The 17,702-nt window shown below is 59.2% G+C and carries 11 protein-coding genes and 1 pseudogene; 3 read left to right on the forward strand and 9 right to left on the reverse strand.

Going from position 1 to position 17,702, the window contains the following annotated elements:
• Positions 1-138 precede the first annotated feature (138 nt).
• Positions 139-336: pseudogene (locus FXB41_RS42195) on the forward strand (IS110 family RNA-guided transposase); the annotation flags it as partial.
• Positions 337-786: 450 nt separating this feature from the next.
• Here FXB41_RS42195 and FXB41_RS41190 read toward each other — a convergent pair.
• The 9 genes from FXB41_RS41190 to FXB41_RS32475 all read right to left on the reverse strand — a co-directional run bounded on the left by FXB41_RS41190 (position 787) and on the right by FXB41_RS32475 (position 14,590).
• Positions 787-951, reverse strand: a complete 165-nt coding sequence (locus FXB41_RS41190; RefSeq protein ID WP_246649399.1) for a hypothetical protein — start codon at positions 949-951, stop codon at positions 787-789.
• Complete coding sequence (locus tag FXB41_RS32440) at positions 938-1,756, reverse strand: DUF2971 domain-containing protein (protein ID WP_246649400.1); 819 nt, start codon at positions 1,754-1,756, stop codon at positions 938-940. Before FXB41_RS32440 ends, FXB41_RS41190 begins: the two co-directional genes overlap by 14 nt.
• A gap of 699 nt (positions 1,757-2,455) precedes the next feature.
• On the reverse strand, positions 2,456-6,097 hold the full coding sequence (locus tag FXB41_RS32445) for a DEAD/DEAH box helicase (protein WP_219684658.1): 3,642 nt from the start codon (positions 6,095-6,097) through the stop codon (positions 2,456-2,458).
• Entirely contained in the window at positions 6,097-7,050 is a 954-nt protein-coding gene (locus tag FXB41_RS32450) for an aminotransferase (RefSeq protein ID WP_219684659.1), read from the reverse strand. The genes FXB41_RS32445 and FXB41_RS32450 overlap by 1 nt, the downstream gene beginning before the upstream one ends.
• 62 nt (positions 7,051-7,112) lie before the next feature.
• Positions 7,113-9,047 (reverse strand): DUF3732 domain-containing protein, encoded by a 1,935-nt coding sequence (locus FXB41_RS32455; protein ID WP_219684660.1) that lies wholly within the window; start codon positions 9,045-9,047, stop codon positions 7,113-7,115.
• Positions 9,044-9,559, reverse strand: a complete 516-nt coding sequence (locus FXB41_RS32460) for a three component ABC system middle component (RefSeq protein ID WP_219684661.1) — start codon at positions 9,557-9,559, stop codon at positions 9,044-9,046. The genes FXB41_RS32455 and FXB41_RS32460 overlap by 4 nt, the downstream gene beginning before the upstream one ends.
• A 1-nt stretch (position 9,560) precedes the next feature.
• Positions 9,561-10,844, reverse strand: coding sequence for an ABC-three component system protein (locus FXB41_RS32465; RefSeq protein WP_246649401.1), 1,284 nt, complete (start codon positions 10,842-10,844; stop codon positions 9,561-9,563).
• Between the two features lie 783 nt (positions 10,845-11,627).
• Entirely contained in the window at positions 11,628-13,226 is a 1,599-nt protein-coding gene (locus FXB41_RS32470; RefSeq protein ID WP_219684662.1) for a hypothetical protein, read from the reverse strand.
• Between the two features lie 77 nt (positions 13,227-13,303).
• Positions 13,304-14,590, reverse strand: coding sequence for a carbon-nitrogen hydrolase family protein (locus FXB41_RS32475; protein ID WP_219684663.1), 1,287 nt, complete (start codon positions 14,588-14,590; stop codon positions 13,304-13,306).
• 252 nt (positions 14,591-14,842) lie between these two features.
• Between FXB41_RS32475 and FXB41_RS41825 the strand changes: the two genes are divergently transcribed.
• Together FXB41_RS41825 and FXB41_RS32485 are read left to right on the forward strand one after the other, a co-directional pair.
• Positions 14,843-16,414, forward strand: coding sequence for a GIY-YIG nuclease family protein (locus FXB41_RS41825; protein WP_512699622.1), 1,572 nt, complete (start codon positions 14,843-14,845; stop codon positions 16,412-16,414).
• Between the two features lie 38 nt (positions 16,415-16,452).
• The gene (locus tag FXB41_RS32485; protein WP_311985933.1) at positions 16,453-17,271 is read left to right on the forward strand and encodes a nodulate formation efficiency C protein; all 819 of its coding nucleotides are present in this window, start codon (positions 16,453-16,455) and stop codon (positions 17,269-17,271) included.
• Positions 17,272-17,702: the final 431 nt, after the last annotated feature.

Here is a 17,702-nt window from a genome sequence, read left to right on the forward strand (position 1 = left end):
CACATATGAGTCAGAGCCAAAATTGGACGCCGATCAGGGGTCAATTTGTAAACGATGACGCAATTGCGGTCGGCGCTCGTGGCAGACAACCTCCGTTATCGTTGAGCGCTCGCAATCGAATGATTCGAAGGAGCTCCCATGAAGCAGTACGTCGGGCTGGACGTCTCACAGAGAGAAACCGCTGTGTGCGTTGTCAGCGAGACTGGTCAAGTAATCTTCGAAGGGAAAGCCAAGTCTAATCCTGGTGCCTTGACTGACCTGCTTAACAAACATGCGCCTCATGCCGAGCGTATCGGCTTCGAGACCGGTGCGATGGCGAGTTGGCTATGGCATGAGGCGCCCGATCCGGAGATCATCATGAGGCGCTCGCGACCTCGGAAGAACCATGACCCCAGCTACGACATCAACCCAACCCGACGAAGCCGCCAACGACGTCGATTGCCAAGCCCGCTAGGCAATCGTCTCGCCATCCGCGATCGCTCCGTCTCCGCGACCTGACCAGCTCCGACGGAGCAATCGCTACCGGCGTGTCACCGGAGAGAGGAAGAATGGTAGCTTGACAACAAACCGCAGTTAAAGGGCCGATTGACAAGCTGGAATGCCTATCTGTCGCTTTGTTGCATAACGAGATGCCTGCCCCTAGGCGGGTGGCTTTTGGGCATCTCACTGTCGGCGCTGCATGTCGACGACGCGGAACCACAGCTGGCGTTGCCGATGTAACCGCGTCAGGTCATTTCGTGTCGGTCCATGGGATCGATCCGTCCCAATGGAATGAAAGGCAAGCGATCATAACGGCTGCTCCTCGACATGGTGGGCGACCGCGACAGATTGGAACGCTTCGTGGATGTCGCGAGACCTCTTTGGAAAGAAGGCCCTCATTTCTCCCTCGTCCAGCGGCAGTTTTTTCAAATTGAACGTCCCGTGTATTTCGTTCATCTCATAGAAGCGCACAGGTCGTCTCCTGCCATCCAGGGCGGTGATGATGGCGTATTTCACGGCCTCTTTGCAGCGCATTCCGAAGATTACCTCTTCGAGCTCCAGCGGGGAGTCTCGTAGCCTGCGCTGCCCGATCAAACGCCATTCTCGCTCGTACCGCCAACTTGTCGCTTTTCGCAAAAAGAACAGCCTCGTCTACGTGACGACGAGCGTCGTTGTCGCCATCTAGCATCCGCAGGACCTTGCTGGCATCAACCAACCGCTTGCCACCATATTTCACCCTATGGAGATTATCGTACACCTCGCACGGCACTGAGTAACCGATGCAGACACCGTGATGTTGGTCGCCATAGTGGCTCCACATCAACGGGCAATTGGCGCGTTCGGCCAACGACACGATACCCTTTTCGTATTCCAGCAGTAGTTCCTTCTCCAGATAGCGACCAAGCAGAAACTGATGCGGATTATCCATTTCATAGCTTGGGTCGTTAGCATTATAGCTAATTTCCGAAATGACCTGATCTGCCTGCAGACGTCTAAGCCGATCAATATGATCTCGGGTTTTCGGACCCTTGTATCTAATGGTCCTGGCCGCAGCCTTCATTTCTGCGTTGATGCGCTGTTCGATAAGTTGGCGGATTGCGCGTTCGAGATCGTGGACAGGAAGATCGTTGTTGAGCGAAGGCCGCGTATCGAGCGGATCATTGAACGTGCTGGGATCGGCATAATAGAGATTGTCCGCAATGATTATATCTAATGTGAGATTGTTGAACGCGCGGTATTTAAGGAGCCGCCGCGGAACGCTTTGCTTTTTGGTCATTGCTCCTCCTAGACCGGCTATTCGGATCCAGATCCCAGAATCATCGAGAGTTAGTTCTCCACGTGGTAGTGCATCAGCACCATCTTGGTCGACCCAGTCAATATTCACAGCAACTTGCCAGTTGCTGGATGCATGTCGTCCGGGTCAAAGTCGGCTACGAAAATGGCAGCGAAGCGGATAAGGCTTGACGATTTGGACTACCAGCGCTTCTTCCTCGGTCTTCTCAGGTATTCTGCTCAGTCGAAACTTCGATCGAGCGAGTACCCAATTCGGTAGATTCAGCCGTTGTCAGCTACGGTGAGGCCGATCGCATCTCCCGGAAGCCTGTCTTGCGAAAGACCGGCGAGGAAGTTGCGCAACTTTCCACGACCTCTCCTCGGTCCTCGATCTCTTATCCTACCTTCCAGGCGGAGAGATCCGGTTACATGGTACTCGGCTGTCGACGTCTCGACCGCGACGATCCACCGCGTTGCAGCAGAACCTTTGGGACAAGGTCGTGATGTGCAGGGGCTGCGCCGCTCGTTCGAACGTCGCGGCGTCTTGCCAGGAGGGCTAGCGCATCTCGCGCCACCACTATGATCTGCACCCCACGCTCTGAAGGTACGGTTTACGCGGTGAGCAAGGGTGGCTGGTCACGTTCGGAGTGCTATTCGTTGACCCAAGTGGTCAGCGATCCTCAGCAGCCTACCTGGCCCGCGCCTAAGGCGGCCTGAATAGGCGCCTCACCGTCGGTTCGCCGGCGGCGGTGACAAGCTCGAAGTCGCTGCGGGAAGGGCGCGTTCCAACACGCGCCATCGGGCGCGTCACTGCAAGTTCGAACCCAGCCGGGTCAAGCCAAGCCGTTCCGTCATCCCGTCTCACCGGTATAACGGCGTAGCTCCCGCGCGCCCCGGTGGTACCGGTGAGGGCTGCGCGCATTTGGGACGCGGCGCCGGCAGCGCCCTCGGCTCGCGGTATGGATGCCTGCCAACGCAGGAAGAGCTGCGGGTCGATCCGGTCCTCACTCTCAGGGTCATCTTGCTCATCGTGCAGCCATGCGTCGAACTCCCGACGCCTCGCACCGGCCGCCTCCCGGGTATGAGCCAAACCTTGTGCAAGGCAGAAGGCCACGAACGGGTCGTGGGTACCCCAGCGCAGCAGCTCGCGCGCCCAGAACCCGATCCAAGGTAGGCCCGTGGTTTCTTTCCAAGCCGCGAGACTGGGCAACGTCAGCGCATCTTCTGCACCGTCGGCCCAGGCTTCCGCGACGACGGCGCCGATGGCTACACCTAGGCGGAACTCCAGGTTGTCGGCGACAAAGCGTTGCCATGACCGAAGGTCCTCGGGGGATGGGCCGGCCACATCGGGCTCGTTCATCCACCAACCGAGGACATCAGACCACCGCTCCAGAATCGCCTCGTCGGTGTCCGTGCGGCGGACTCGAAAGCCGAAGCCACGGTCCCCAGAGACCAGGTCGCCCAGGGCCTCAAATAGATCGATCCTCGTCGTCGGGTCGGCCGAGCCGTAGTTGTCCGCTGCGACCAACAGCTCCCGTATTCGTCGTGCTACGGCCTCGAAGCGCCGCCCCACCACCGGCGGAAGACCGTACCGATAGAGGCGAAGGCGCTCGTCCGCGTCCGGATAGATGTGTTCGATGATGCCCGCGCCTCGGCGCACAAAGGCTTTTTCAAGCCATGTTTCCTGCGCGGTAGCGACGGCGGTGAAGGTTGTTCTCCAAAGCACCGCAAGCTGCGCTTCGGCGCGAGCGCGTGTCATGGCGGCCTCATCGACGCGGGCAATCTCTTCGAGTGATGTGAGAAGGAGTGCATCCAGCTCGTCCATGGCGTCGGCCAACCTCGCCGTCCCGTCGCTTGCGCCCGTACCAGCGTCCGCGCTGACGACAGTCGGCGCCGTCCTCTCGAGCCAATCAAGGAAAGCGTCTGGAGCCACGCCGAGCAGTCGGTTAGCGCGCTCCCAGATGTGGTTGAGGAGCAGCGCGAGCGGGCTGGGCACGTCGTTGGCATCCCGTTCCTCGATCACCAGTGACGCACGCAGCCGGTCATAGTCCGCCGCCAATTCCGCGCGCTGTCGGCGCTGGGTCGCCCTCCCCGCCGTCCCTGTGGTGGAAATCTGAGTCGGGAGGGCGACAAGCGTCATGCCTTCGATGCCGCGTGCCGCGCCCGGCCGCCCAGCGCGTCCCGCGAGGTTCCGAAACTCGGCCGTGGTAAGCGGCGCAATCACTTGCTGCTCCTCAACCGGGTCCCATGAACGACGCTTGAGTGAAGTCAGGAAGATGAGATCGAACGGTAGATTGACGCCTTCGGTGAGCGTCGCCGTCGCGACCGTGATCGGACAGATCTTGCGATCGATGAGATCGACCATGAGACGGCGCAGGCGCTGCGGCATCTGGCCATGGCTCGTGGCAATCCCGCGATCGAGCAGGAAGAGTTCGAAGGAGTCGGCGCCGCAATAGTCCAGACAGGCCGCCCGAGCCTCGTCGAACCGCGCCTTGAGCGGACCGTCGGGCGGCTCAAAGCCCACCACGCCTTGCCAGTCTGTCCGTTCAAGCGCCTCCTTAAACCAGCGCATGGTTTGTTCAGGCTCTTGCGCCACCGAGATGAGGACGCGTTGATCCTCGTCGGCGAGGTGCAAGGCGGTCCAGAGGACGTTAAGGCAGTTGAATCGATTGAGGCTATTCCTCCATCGCGGGGGCAGCTGAGGCATCACCTCTATCTGCAGCCGCAGATAGACAGGGTCCTCTTCGCCGCGCAGGTAGAGGGGCAATCCATTCATCAGATCGAGCAGGATCACCCCTTGGGTGTTGGGCGCCGTCTCGAGCACGCCGATGACCTGGCGGGTGCTGCGATAGCGTACGCCGACCGGGGCGGCGTTGGGTCGGCCCTCGACCCAACGCGCAACAGGTCCCGCGGCGCCGCCGGCTACGGCGGTGAGCGCGATCCGAACGACGTCCGCGCGATGAGACAGAATTCGTGACGCAAGTCCTTCGAGGCGAATGGATCGATTGCTGTGGTCCGAGAAGCTCAGTCGCGTAGCCTCGTTCGCCTCAGGGACGACCTGGTGGGCTTCGTCGATGATGAGAAGGCGCAGACGCGCCATCAGGATTTTGCCGAGATAGCGCATCAGCGCATCCGCTTTCTCGACGGTGACGATCAGCACGACGGGCCGCTCGCTGGTCAGCCAGAAGTCGGTAATGCCCCAGTCCGCCCCGCCGTAAAGACCAGTGACGGTGATGTCATGGCCGAGTTCTGAGGTGAGTTTTGCCTCGACTTCCCCGGCGAGGGCCCGGGAAGGCACGATGTAAAGGGCCAACAGCCCCTGCAATCCCTCGTCCTCCCGCAGCAGCAGTTCCTTAATAAGGGCGAGATTCGCAACCAGCGTCTTTCCCGAACCGGTGGGAGTGCAAAGCGCAAAGGAGCTTTCTTCGAGCAGGCGTTGGAGGCCGTGCTGTTGTGAAGTCCAGAGGATCCCGCGGCCGCGGCTGAATTGGTCGCGGGCATAAGCCAGCAGCCGCGAGCTCCGCTCAGGCCGCAGGGCGCCGAGCGCCCGTAGCGGCCGGTAGATAGTAGCTGCAACGAAGCTGTCGGCGACGGCCCGCATGATGGCAATAACCAGCGAGGCGTCGTCGCTGAAGGTGCGAGTTGCCATGGCGTCGAGCGCACCGAGCTTGCCCATCGCGACCGCGAGCCGTTCGTCATCACCGCGGCGCAGACAGTCGGCGAGCAGCCCGAGACTCCTGACCAGCTCCACGCTGAACGCCCATCCCACCGTCGGGCCAGCTTCCCCATCGGGCGTCTCACCGCGCATGGCGATCAGCAGCAACGCGCTGGCGTCGGCTGTCGTGAGGTCAGGGTAGCGGCGCCAGAACAAGGCGGCGCGACGCAACACTCCGTCGAAGTCCGCTCTCAGAAAGGCGCTGTAGAGTCGAACGCCGTCGTGATCCGAGCGCACTTGCGACAATAGCCCAGACGCCATCGCGGGCAGCCCTCCGAGCTGATAGGCCCCTGCCGCCATCAGCTCGACAGGAACCACACTCCGGATGGTGTCGGCGGCGCGTGAGAGCCACTCAAGAATTTCGCCGGTCCGGCGATAGCAGTCGATAGCGCGCTGCGACGCTGCACCTTCTATTGAGCGAAAGATGTGCGCAGCATGCAGAAGCCGGCGTGCGTCGGCGAGCTGGCGCGCGGAATCGCGCTCGGTCCACAGGATCGTGGGCACCTGCCAAGTCGCCTGCAGGCAACGGACATAGGTTCTGGCCTGAGCCCGGCTCAACTGGTTCTCGATGGCCAGTTCGCGCCGTACGCGCTCGGCGGCCTCGAGCCGGTCTTGGTCGCGTTCCGGCATCAGGCGTCCTCCCATAAGGTAGCGTAGAGTTCGTCGATAAGCCCGTCGCCGCACTCGAGGATAATCTCTACAACTTGCAGGTCGTGTGCCGCCGTGTACTCCGCCGGAGCTTCTTCCCAGGGGATCAGGCAGCTCAAAGCCTCGCGTCGTCTCGCCCCGTTCCCAATAAGAAGCACCAAGTTGGTTCGACCGGGCAGCGGGCCCTGACCGAACACCGCGCGGTCGATCGAGAGGATTGCATTGGCATGCCCGTCTGGATCTCGCTGCTCCAATAGCTTTTGCAACTGCCGAAGGCCGTGCGGGACCGGCGTATCGCGGTTCACCTCGAACCAGATTCCCCGTCCGTTGTGCACCATTTCACCGGTGTCCTCGTCCTCCTCCTTCGGGCCGAGAAGCAAACTCTTCACGACAGAATGCGTCAGCGACGTGCGCCATTTGGCTTCACCGGCGATTACGCGCGCAACTTCGCCCTGAGCGTTGAGGGCGATGCCGATGAAATCAGAGCCGTGACGGCCATAGATTTCGCGCGTGCGGCTCGGATCGAACCGGAGCGCCCAGAGATATTTCTCGACGTCATCGTGCTCGCGAAAGAGGAAGATCGGTACGCGCCATTCGTGACCGCCGACGAACTCGTCCTGGTAGGCCTCGGTTACCAGGCCGGCCACCACCTCTCCGAAGAGGCCGCGATGTGCTTTTGAGGGCAAGCAGTTGGGATAGCTGATCGGAAGCGGTTGGCCCGCCGCGTCGGGATGAAGAGATATTCCGATCTGTTCATGGAAATATTCGCGCGCGTCGAGGTGGGCCGACTCAAAGTACGGACGCAACGCGTCGATGAGGTCCTGGTCGATCGTGCCCTTCTGTTCGAGAAGCAGGTGCCCGTAGTTCCGCTCTACCGTCCCATTGGGTTCAAGCCATTGGTCCAGGGCGTTGATCGGCGGTGGGCATGTATGCATTGCTTAAGCTTAATCGAAATCGGTCAGATCGCCGGCTGGGCCTTCTCACAACCCACAAAGCATTAGCGAAGCCACGTCATCGGAACGAGCTTTATGCCGTCGCGCCAGCGTTGAACCGTTGAAGTTCGGAACCACGCCTGGAGAAGGTCGACGTGGTCCGCAACGATGACCTGCATGTTGGGACCCATGGCCATGCAATATTCGAACAGCAGCCTGTACAAGCGGGCAACCGCCAGTTGATCCTCGTCTTCAGCGCCGGAAATTTCACCGAGGTCCTTGTCCTTCGGATAGTGAGCTTGGGAGGGCTGGTCGAGCATTAGAAAAGCCGGCACCGGCCGATCGAGTGTGCGAAAGAGCTTGTGGAGAGCCAAGTGCGCCGCCACGTGATACCCGACCCAGTTCTCCCCACTGCCGATTTGGGGCAGAGACAGCGGCCCGTGCACGGTGTCAGCGACGACGGTCAGGTTCTTTCGGTCCAAACGGAGGCTGTTCTCGCCGTGCTCCAGCTGAAGCCGGCTAGCGTATTCGGTGAGATCGCGTCCGACCAAGCTGAGAGCGGTCGTTAAGCGCTCCTCCATCGCCTCCTGGTCCAGGGCGCCTTCCAACTCGACCACTTCGGCTCTCACCCTCGCGATCTGCAGGCGAAGCCCCTCTCCATCCGACAGGGTGCGTGCATTCTCGAGGTAGTAGCCGATGCGGCCCGCCACACGGGCCTGCTCGGTGAACAGGTCTTGCTCGATGCGAAGCCGCTCGTTGTCGGCGATCCGCGTCGTGATGTCTCGCTGGACCATCGTCAACTCCTCTTCCAGAGTCGTTCGTTTGGTTTCGAGCTCCGCGATCTGGCCCTGCAGACGCGGATTGTCCCGTCGCACGGTACTAAGCTGACGGTCCAGTCGATCGAGCGAACGCCTAATCTCGTCCACCGAGGGCACGGCCACAGCCAACTGGGTGTCGCAGAGCGGACAAGTCTCATGCCCGTCCGCGCCATGCCCAACCAGGCCGATCGATGCTAGTCGCGCCTGCTGCTCGCTTGCCTCGCCTTCGAAGTCCGATGCCTCTCGCGTCAATCGTTGCAGATCCTTGATCTCGTCCCGCAACTCCTGCAGCTCAGAGCGAATGCGGCGGCGCCGATCCTCCAGATCCGTCAAGTCAGCCGCCGGGTCGTCCGTCTTCGCGTAGTCTAAAGACCGCGGTGCGGCCGCTTGACCCAGGAGGCTCCGAACCCCCTCGAGGGAGTCGGACGAGACGTCGAGCGGCAGCAAGCCGATGCGCTTGGCCTCCTGTAGGAGGTTGCGAGCCGTCCCGGATGCTTCGTCGGCCAGTGCCCGAGCGTCAGCATAATCACGCTCCAAGCTCCTCAGTCGACGGCGAGCGTCTTCGTAGCGCTTTTGCTTCAGGTAGTGATCTTCGCCCATGGCGCCCACGAAGTACGGAAGCGTGTCCTTGATGGCCTGCGGAATCCGCTCTTCGCCTTGCCGGTGGAAGAGCAGACGGCGATTGGCGATTTCGTCCTGGTTTTGAAGGCAAAAGAAGATTGCCTGACTGGCAGATGCCTCAAGCGGACGACGCGTTGCGCCAGGCTCTGGCATGTAGAGGTTTTCCGCCACCCCAAGGATAGCCGAAAGCCTTTGCCGCAACCCGTCGGCGGTCGAATTTTTCACAAGCGATGCGCTAGTTTCGGGAAAGTTATCAACATTGCGCGCGAAGTGAATTTCATCGCTGGCCTTGCCGGCTGGGCCGGGATTTCGCCTCGCGATCATGATGCCTTCGCCGTCGCGGTCGAAGAGCACTGCAAACCAGGAAACGCCTCGCCTAATCTCACCCTCGGCGATCGTGCACTCTGAACGGCCCCAGCAATAATCGACAATATCCAAAAGGGCCGACTTCCCCGTCTTGGACGCGCCGGTGATGATGTTTAGCGTGCCAAGATTGAATCGCACGTCCCGGCGCTCACCGTCCTGCGAATAGATCGCGATGGCTCTGATCTGAACGGTCAAATTCGCACTCCCAAGGTTTGCAGGACGGCAGCGGAATCCGACTGGTTGCCAAACCAGCGTCCCAGCAAACCGGCGGCCCGCCGTATTGCATCAACCTCGTCCGTTGTCGCCGAAGGCTTGGTACCCAATTTAATGGGTCGCTTCCCAACCATCACGCCGTCCGAACTGACCTTGATCGCGTCGAGCTGCGCCAGAAACAGGAGCGCCTCCCGCGTCACGGGCCTAAGCCGCAGAGTCCGGTCGGGAAGCGTGCTGAGCGTGGTCGTGTTTTCGCCGGCCCAGGAAGCGAACGCCGTGTTGGCCCTGCCGGGGAGCGCCTTCCGGGCTCCGGGATGGAGGACCAACGGCAAGGCAACGAATGCGTAGGCGAATGGCATCGCGCCGCCTGCCCGCTTCTGAAACTCGTTGATCATCCTAACCAGCAATTCACCGCAGAACGCCGGGTTGAAGTGAGCCGCTTCTTCTTGCGGTCTATCCCGCCAAGCCAGCTCGAAGCGCGTGAGCCCGGCCATCTCACTTCTCCTCCGCGCAAATTGAGACGTAGTCCCGGTGCCAGCCAACCCGAAGGTCATTGGCTAGGATGTGGTAGGACCCCACGTTCAAGAACCGGGCAGTCAAGGAGCGGAACGGGAACCGAGCGTCATTTTCGACCCATTGGTAGAGTGCCTGCCCATCTTGCTTGAGCGTTGGTTCCCCGGGGGGTGTAGAGCCGTGAACGTCGCACATAGCCTCAAATCGCGGCTCCCATTCCTCGAGCAAGCGTTGCTCGAACTGCTCAACCTCTTCGTCGAGCACGACATGCTCTCGCGTCCACTTGGACCGCTGCGCAAAGGCTCGATAGAAATCGCGCTTCGCAAAGCGTAGTCGATTGCCCCCGAGTCCGATGACGTGCAACTGATGTACGAAGCGAAATCCATCATACTCGGCGTATTCCGCTTCACCAGGCTCGGCATGTTCGAAATCCGCGACTAAGGCATCTCGCTTCAACGCGTCCCGTATGTCGTCAAGCTTCGCCTCCACCAGGCCAATCGGAATGGGCTCAGAAGGGCTCTTCACCAGTGCGGCGCAGACCCGAGGCCACCACCACCCCTCGAGTGCTTCACGCGCGGCGGCCGCTTTGCCGACGGGGGCGACCAACCTAAGAGCAAGCTCCAGTTTGTCATCCAACTCGGCAACCAACGGTTGGTTGTCAAGGACCTCCACCGCACTGAGGAGCGCAGACCGCATTGGCTCGGCCAGCGCGAGGAAAGCCGCGAACGCTGGCGCTAGCGCCTCGTTCGCTGAGGTCTGCGCGACTTCCGTCAGGATTTCGTTGGCAGATTTCGGATTGCGCTTTGCCCCAGTCGGATAGGCGCCCGGCGGCCGAAGCAAAGCGGCCGCCGATTCGGGGCTGGCAGCTGCAGTGGTAACAAGGGCCAATTTCGCGCGCGACGGCAGCGACGGATCATCCTTGGCCGCTTCGGCCCAGATCCGAATGGTTTTCCAGAGATCCGGGCTTGCATTGCTGAGGCTCGCGACGCGATCAATGTGATGTTTGGTTTGAAGAAGCTCGAAGGCGGTGCCGTCCTTCTCGAAGGAAATGTCATCGAGGCGCTCGATCGAAACCTCAACTTCCGCACCACTGTTCACGTGAGGAATACACAACAGCAACGCAAGTCGAGCTTGATAAAGATACCCGACAGCTGATGCGGCAGCCGTGAACTGATTTCCCCCGTCGCTCAATTCGCCCCCCAAATATGGGTTAGCTTTACCGGCATCACAATCAAAAACAAGGAGCGACACGACCGTGGCCAGCAATTGTTTCCGATTCGCCCTGTATGGGCGCGACACAGCTGCGCTTCTTTGAGTCCTGCACTAAGCGGACGGTCGAGACGCTTTTGGCTGCAGCCAGCCCCCAAGACATCACACAAACCAATGCTTTTGCTTCGCTATTTCTCATAGCCGCTCAGCACGATTTCCTCGTTGAGATCACTAATCTCGCCGCTCCTGCGAAGGCTTGAGCATGGTGCGGACCGCCAGGGCGGCGCTTAGCGCCGGCTTGCCAAGGCTGCCATCTCTCCTTGAATTTGCGCCTCTGTTGCAAGGGGTCCGACAAGGATCGACGCTCGAAGATCGGCGGCCGTAACATTGCATCTATTTTACATCCCTGATCGCATGTGATTAGCGCAATGGACCGCATGTTCTCGCTTAAAACCTGCGTTTAGCGGCGTTCTTCGACGAACTTCACCGCAGAAGTGCTCGATCTGCTCCCGAGTGCTCGTTATGGGCGATGACGGGTACAATATCACGGCGCAGAACGAATGAGTTGCCAGCCTGAGAAGTGGCGCAATGGACCGCCGAGAATTCCGTCCATGTTCGAACGAGCAAAGGCACCGATGGCCGGCTTGTCGACCTTAGCGCGGAAGCTGTCCGGGGCTGGGCATATCCGCCCTACCAAGGTCCCATAGCCGCATTCATTGCTGACGCCGCCCGGCCATCTGTTCGCATAACGGTATGTCGCCCTTGCTTCGCGGTCCGATACCGTAGGGCTTACTGAGAAAAACTCCCGATAGGCCCGCCACGCGAGCAAAGTCGCTGCCGTTACGTCTTAGCTCGGGCTTCTGCCTTGTCGACGGGACAATTAAGCTTTAGCAGCACTTCGCGATCGCTGTCCGAACCTTGTACGATGAGAGAACCGCCCATTCGTTCCGCCACTTCCTTGCAGTAGCTCAAGTTGAAGGAGGTAACTGCGTCTTGGCCCGCAGGTCGCACGGCCTTCAAAGTGGCGAAAAACTTTTTCCCCGATATGCCGGCATCCACTAGCTGCCCACCGTGACTGGCCCCTACCAATATGAGATGACCCATAGCAACTCGCATGGACGACACTGGGCCATGAATAGATTGAGCGTCCAGAATATTGTCCCCTTTATACTTCATCTCTCCAGCGCACATCACGTTAGCGGCATTGACGCTCTGCCGTATAGTCAGACCGACATTCATCCACCCAACGTGGAGGCCTTCACGCCTAACGATGTCGACTGGCGCCATAACGTTGCCAACTGCATACTGGATTGCGTCAAGGCTCCGTCCGACCTCTTGCAGCTCCTGTGGCACCCTCGCCTGGCCCGGTGAATGCGCAAAGTTCTGCAGCAGATTGCGAATTCGCTCATTCGATGATGCCGCTACCTTGACCAACCCTTCCTTGATCTCTTGCGTCGCTGATCGGAATGCCTGCAATCTTCGCTCGGAATCGGTGAGTTCCTGCTGCAGGCTTGCCTGTGCTCCGGCTGCTATCCTGAGCTGGTGTTCCAGGCTGCGTACGAGCTCCATCTCGGCGGAAATATCCTCTGCGAGAGTGCAGTACTTGCCGTCTGCCGTCACCTTCTGGACGAACTGGAGCCACTTGCCTTCGCCAACCTCCACCTGCCACGTGTTGCCAGAGATTCGTCGCTCGTCTCTCGCCGTCTTGGCGAGATCGAGGCGCCAATCCGAAAGAGGCGGGAGATCCTCGGCATTCTGAGTGGTCAATGATCGGAATGCTTCATTCGCTCCTACCGGAGAGCCGTCGGTGTCCCAGACAGCAAGCGGAAACGGGCTCTTGAGCCACCAAGCATCGCTGCTGGTACTGCCCGACTCAACATGGAGATTGGACTTTCGCACCCATCGTTCACCGAGTTCAGTCAGGAGGAAGCTTGCCTCCTTCCCGGACGATGAACGTTCGATCAATCCACTGCCCTGAAGAGCGCCCGTCACGCGAGAGAGATTTGCATCTTCGAGACCAAGCAAGTTCTTCAGTGCACTCTTCTTGAGCGCCTTACCTGCGGTGCCTAGTGCTTTCAAAACGGACTTGGAGTGCTTTCGCCCAAGAACCTCCTCCAGAGGCTGATACTCGGAAAATCTCGATGACTGCGACAGCAGGTCTGCCAATGCTCGAATCTTCTCTGCGACGGCCGATCCGTCGCCAATAAGCGCGGAGGCGTGTCGAAAGAGCTCGAACCAATCTCGAAGTTCGTCGCCGAACGATCGGGACGTCAGGGTGCGCCAAGTTACATCGCGCAACGCGTCATAAACCCGATGGACGAGCGGAGGCTCGATAGCGAGCGCACGTCGAACGGTGGCCGCGGCCTCTGACGGGGTCGCATCGCCGCGCGCGATTTCATCGAGGGCGCTCTCAAGCGCCTTGCGGCTGGGGGGCGGCATTCGAGTTATCCAGGGACATCGTTTGTTGTCCTTTTACATTGGCATCGATTAGTAACAAGTCAATGGTTGTAAAATGACTAGGCGCTGAAGGTGGACCAGGACTTGGCTACTTTGAGCTTGTTGACCGGCACTTCGCCGGGCTTTCCATCCGGCGCCAAGACGAAGCCGGCCGCTCGGGAGATCGCGGGATAGGCCTGTTGGACCACGAAAGTACGCGTTTTTCGGCGAAAGTTGAGGTCTTTGGCCGCGTCCATGTGGCTGGTCATAGTTTTGGCGTCCCCGCAGGAGGGAACGACCACAAAATCGACGTCGAGCTCTCCGTAAGGGGTATCATAGCACCTGTTGCAGAGGTCGAGACAGATACCGAAGCCGTAGAGCGCATCGCCGAGAATGAGGATCACGAACTCATTGCCAGGTTGGATATCCTCGGCCCGTCCTTCGGGATCCTTGTAGACCAAGCGCTTCCGCTGCGTGAACAGCTGGACACCGTGACCATCGAAAACCGTGGCGACGTTGTATCGATGACTTCCTTCGAACTGGTGCCATGAGCCGGCGACCACGAAATGAGGGCTGGGTGGCAGGGCACCCTTCGCCCACGGCTTCTTCCGAAGTTGCTGCTGTATGAAATCGCGAGATCCGTGGTCGATCGTCAGCTCCGGGAACACCACGGCTCGACAGCACTGCTGGTGCGCCCCCTCGCATGCAGTCGCGATAATCTGACGCCCTTTGGGAAGCTCGACCGCCTCGATGAAGAATGTCGACGTCGTCTCTTTGGAGTCGAACTTCGCGCCTGGAAACAGCACGGCACCAAAGTTTGCAGCGTCGGGCGACAGAAGATGGTCCGGGCGTTCGAGACGAACAGTGGCACCATCGACAATGGTCGGAATTATTCGAACTCGGAGCAAACCCCGCTGGTCGAACGGCCGTCGATCTCCAGCTGGATCCTTGGGTGGACGCCAGCCCAAACGCCCCATCGGAATGAAATGAGCAGCTCCGCCTCCGACTTTCCAATCGTTGGGATCGCTTCGCCAACCATGCGCGCCCAAGTGCTCCGCCACAAATTCGTTCTCGAGCGCCCGAAGGCATCCCCCAAGCTTTCGAACAAGATCGGCGTCTCCTTCACTCCCGTCGAAAGCAAGTCCAAAGTTCGGAAAATTGACGTCGCACGCCGCGGCAGTCGCCGAGATATCGGACTCCGGTATATTGGAGTATAAGTGCTTAATGGGCGAAGGCGCGCAGGCTAGTGATTTCCACACCGCGAAAATTCCTTCGCAGATCCTGTCCTCTCCGCCGGAGCGGTCGATCCTATCCAGTTGGGCGGGAAGACGAACAATTGCTCTCTTCCATTGCGGGTGCGTCGTCAACAATTTGTCCTCGCGTACATTCTCTGGTTTTCACACGCGGGGAAACGCTCCGTCGTCTCCCAGGACTGAGTGTTCGTCAACCCGATCCGCCAGCCGCGAATGACACTGTTTGTGGCGTCGCAATACGCCTTTTGCGCTCAACATGCATCCACTTGTTGCTATTTTAGGTCGTACTATGCTCAAAATGCCAACTGATTTTGATACAGATTTTTTTTTGCGAGGCCTCATGTCCGCGAGCATCTTCTGTTGCCAGTGGCTCTGACGGCTTTTCTGAGCGGATGCGGCACCTACGTTCCGGAGATCGCACAGTTTCCAGCTAACGCTGTTGATAGCGACGAGCTGGTCGCCTCGATATTGATCAACATCAAGTGCGAAGTCAGAGATGCTGTCGCGCACTTTTACAGAACGACGGGTAAAGGACCGACCTATCTCGACCACTGGGGAGTGGACACGCTTCTCAATCTGCAGGTATCCAAGAAAAGCTCTGTGGCGCCGAGCGCGGATCTGATGCCCGCCAGTCCAGCAACTGCGATCTTTACGGCCAGTCTGGGCGTCAATGGCTCCGCCGAGGCGACCCGCACCGACTCCATTGAATCCTTCAAAACCGTTGCCGAATTCAGAGCTGACGGCCGGCGCCGATCTTGCGGAATGGCTCGTGCGGGTGCGCTCGCTTTCGACTGGCCTCGCGAGTCCAAAGACGAATACGACAGCGCGCAACGCGAAGTCAGATCACGCGCGACGTGGAGTATGGGCGGGCAGTTACGTTGTGCCTTGGGTGTATCGGGCTTGCGTCAAGCAAGGCGGCAAGCCGGACAGCTGTTCGGACGATGCGAACGCGCATCCTTGAGAGACTGCCAGCTCGGTTCTATCATGCGCAGATCAACAGGAACGGCAGGAGGAAGCGTGGCTGATCCATTCACAATTCGCATTTTCGTTCCAGACGGCAATCCCGAGGGTTTGCGTATCATCGACCGGATGAACTGGACTGGACTCGGCATCGCATTCCCACGCGAAGATTGGCCAAAGATCAAAACCCGGGCCGACTTTTCGCGCTCTGGAGTTTATATCCTGATTGGTCGCGTTACGGACGACGATTTGCCAACAATTTACATCGGTCAGGGTGATGTCGTTCGCAACCGAATTGACAGCCATTATGCCAGCAAGGACTTCTGGGGTTCGGTGGCAGTTTTCGTATCCAACGCGACTGGTGGCCTAAATCGCGCTCACGCGACATGGTTGGAATATGCGCTGATCCAGCGTGCCCAGCAAATTGACCAAAGCCATCTCGAAAATGGCGTGGAGCCGCAGGCACCGCAGCTTTCCGAAGCGGAGCGCGCCGACACTCAAGCATTCCTGCGGGAGATGCTCCAAATCCTGCCTCTGATCGGCTTGACTTGTTTCGAACAGCCGAAGGCCGTCGCCCTGCCGAAGGCGCATGCAGATAGTGCGGCTGCACCGCCCGTTGCTAATGAACCTGATACGATCATCGTACCGGCTCAACAGGAGGGTTTTGAGAAGGTCTTCGTTGGCCAGAATGCCTGGTATGCAATTCGCATCTCGGGCGGGATGCTGCAAAAGATCAAATACATCGCCGCCTATCAAGCGCAGCCTGTGTCAGCCATCACGCATCTTGCGCCTGTCGAGCGGATCGAACCTTACGGCGAAAATGGAAAGTACAAGCTGGTATTTTCCGAGCCCGCAAAGCCAATCGGGCCGATTCCGTTCGGGAGTGCACAATCGGGAGCGATGCAGGGGCCGCGCTATACGACGAGGGCAAAGCTGCTTTCCGCGAAGTCAATCAGCGATATTACAGCAAAAGACTAGCGTGCCGTCTGTTGCGCAGATTTCGGGGAGAAGAATTAGTGCCGCAGTTCATCTTAATTCTTGCTGTTCTAGCGTTGATGATTGTCAACGCTCGTGCAGACGACAACGCCCTCATTGATAAGGTGAAGTCAAGTTGGCGAGCGCAAAGCGGCGAGACCGCCGAACAAATCTTCGCCAAGGTCTCGAAGGTAGCGCACTTCGTTCCGAGGGGATGGGAGGTCGGTCAAAAGACTGACACGAGCGAACCGGTTTTCTTTTCGTGGGTCAAACACCGCCAAGATAAGACGGACGACGAATATACTATCGGTTGGGATGTTGCATCGGACGGCAAAATGACGCTAGGGCCGCCGTACGCTAAGCCGATGGAACTGGGCTGGCAGGCATTCGCGCTTTCGCTCATCGCTGACGAAGCAACAAACGACGAAAAGGGCGTGAACCTTCGCTTTCTGCATGATCTCGCTAACTTCAACTTCGTGGCTACTGCCCAAGGCAAGCTTGGCGACCTACTGCGGCAAGGCCGTTGCGCAATCGGCGATCCGGTTGGGGTGGACTACTTGCCGAAGTTAGATGAGAAGCAGACCGCGAAGGGTGACCTGTGGCGCGTTCAGATTTCAGTCGAATGTAAGATTCCGGGGCCTGCCTATTTCACCCGTGATGGAATCATCGTTTTCGAGAAACGCGAAGGGCAAGATTGGGAGCCGCAATCGTTCTTTGCGAAGCGCATCGCGACGCATGCTCCCGGGTCTTGGTTTGATCGTGCTGACCCGAAAGAGCAGGAGATATTCGAGGCTGGCCGAAAGGCTCTACAGGGCGCTGGCATTCCGCCGCGCGGGGTGCAATCACCCTTTCAAAGATAGTAGATGGCTTCACCGATATTCAAGCGGTAGCTTCGAGACGGCTCGACGGAGCATGATTTCGATGCACCGAACGCAGATAGACTCGCCGTTCCCGGCCGGTGGGTCAATGACGGTCAACTCTTCTGGCGCGAACTCTTCGTCGCAGTGATCGCAGTGGACGCTTTCGTGCATGCTGCATTGCCTAGGCGAGCGTGGGCGGGAAAGAAAGCAGGCGCGCGCAGTGGTGCGAGCCTGTGTGCTTGCGTGCCCGAACAGTTTGACAGCTTCATGGCGTGCAGGCTGAAGCTTCGGCTGTTCCCGGCTTTCACCCGAACATGGGCAGTAGCGCAGTCTCGATTGCTAACACGGCTTCGTGCTTCTCTTCGAACATATGCCAGCGCGCGTACATATACTCTGTTCGTCATCGTTTCTGCTGATGACACGATTTCGAG

This window comes from Bradyrhizobium canariense (assembly GCF_019402665.1).
In the GTDB taxonomy this organism is placed as follows: Bacteria; Pseudomonadota; Alphaproteobacteria; order Rhizobiales; family Xanthobacteraceae; genus Bradyrhizobium; species Bradyrhizobium canariense.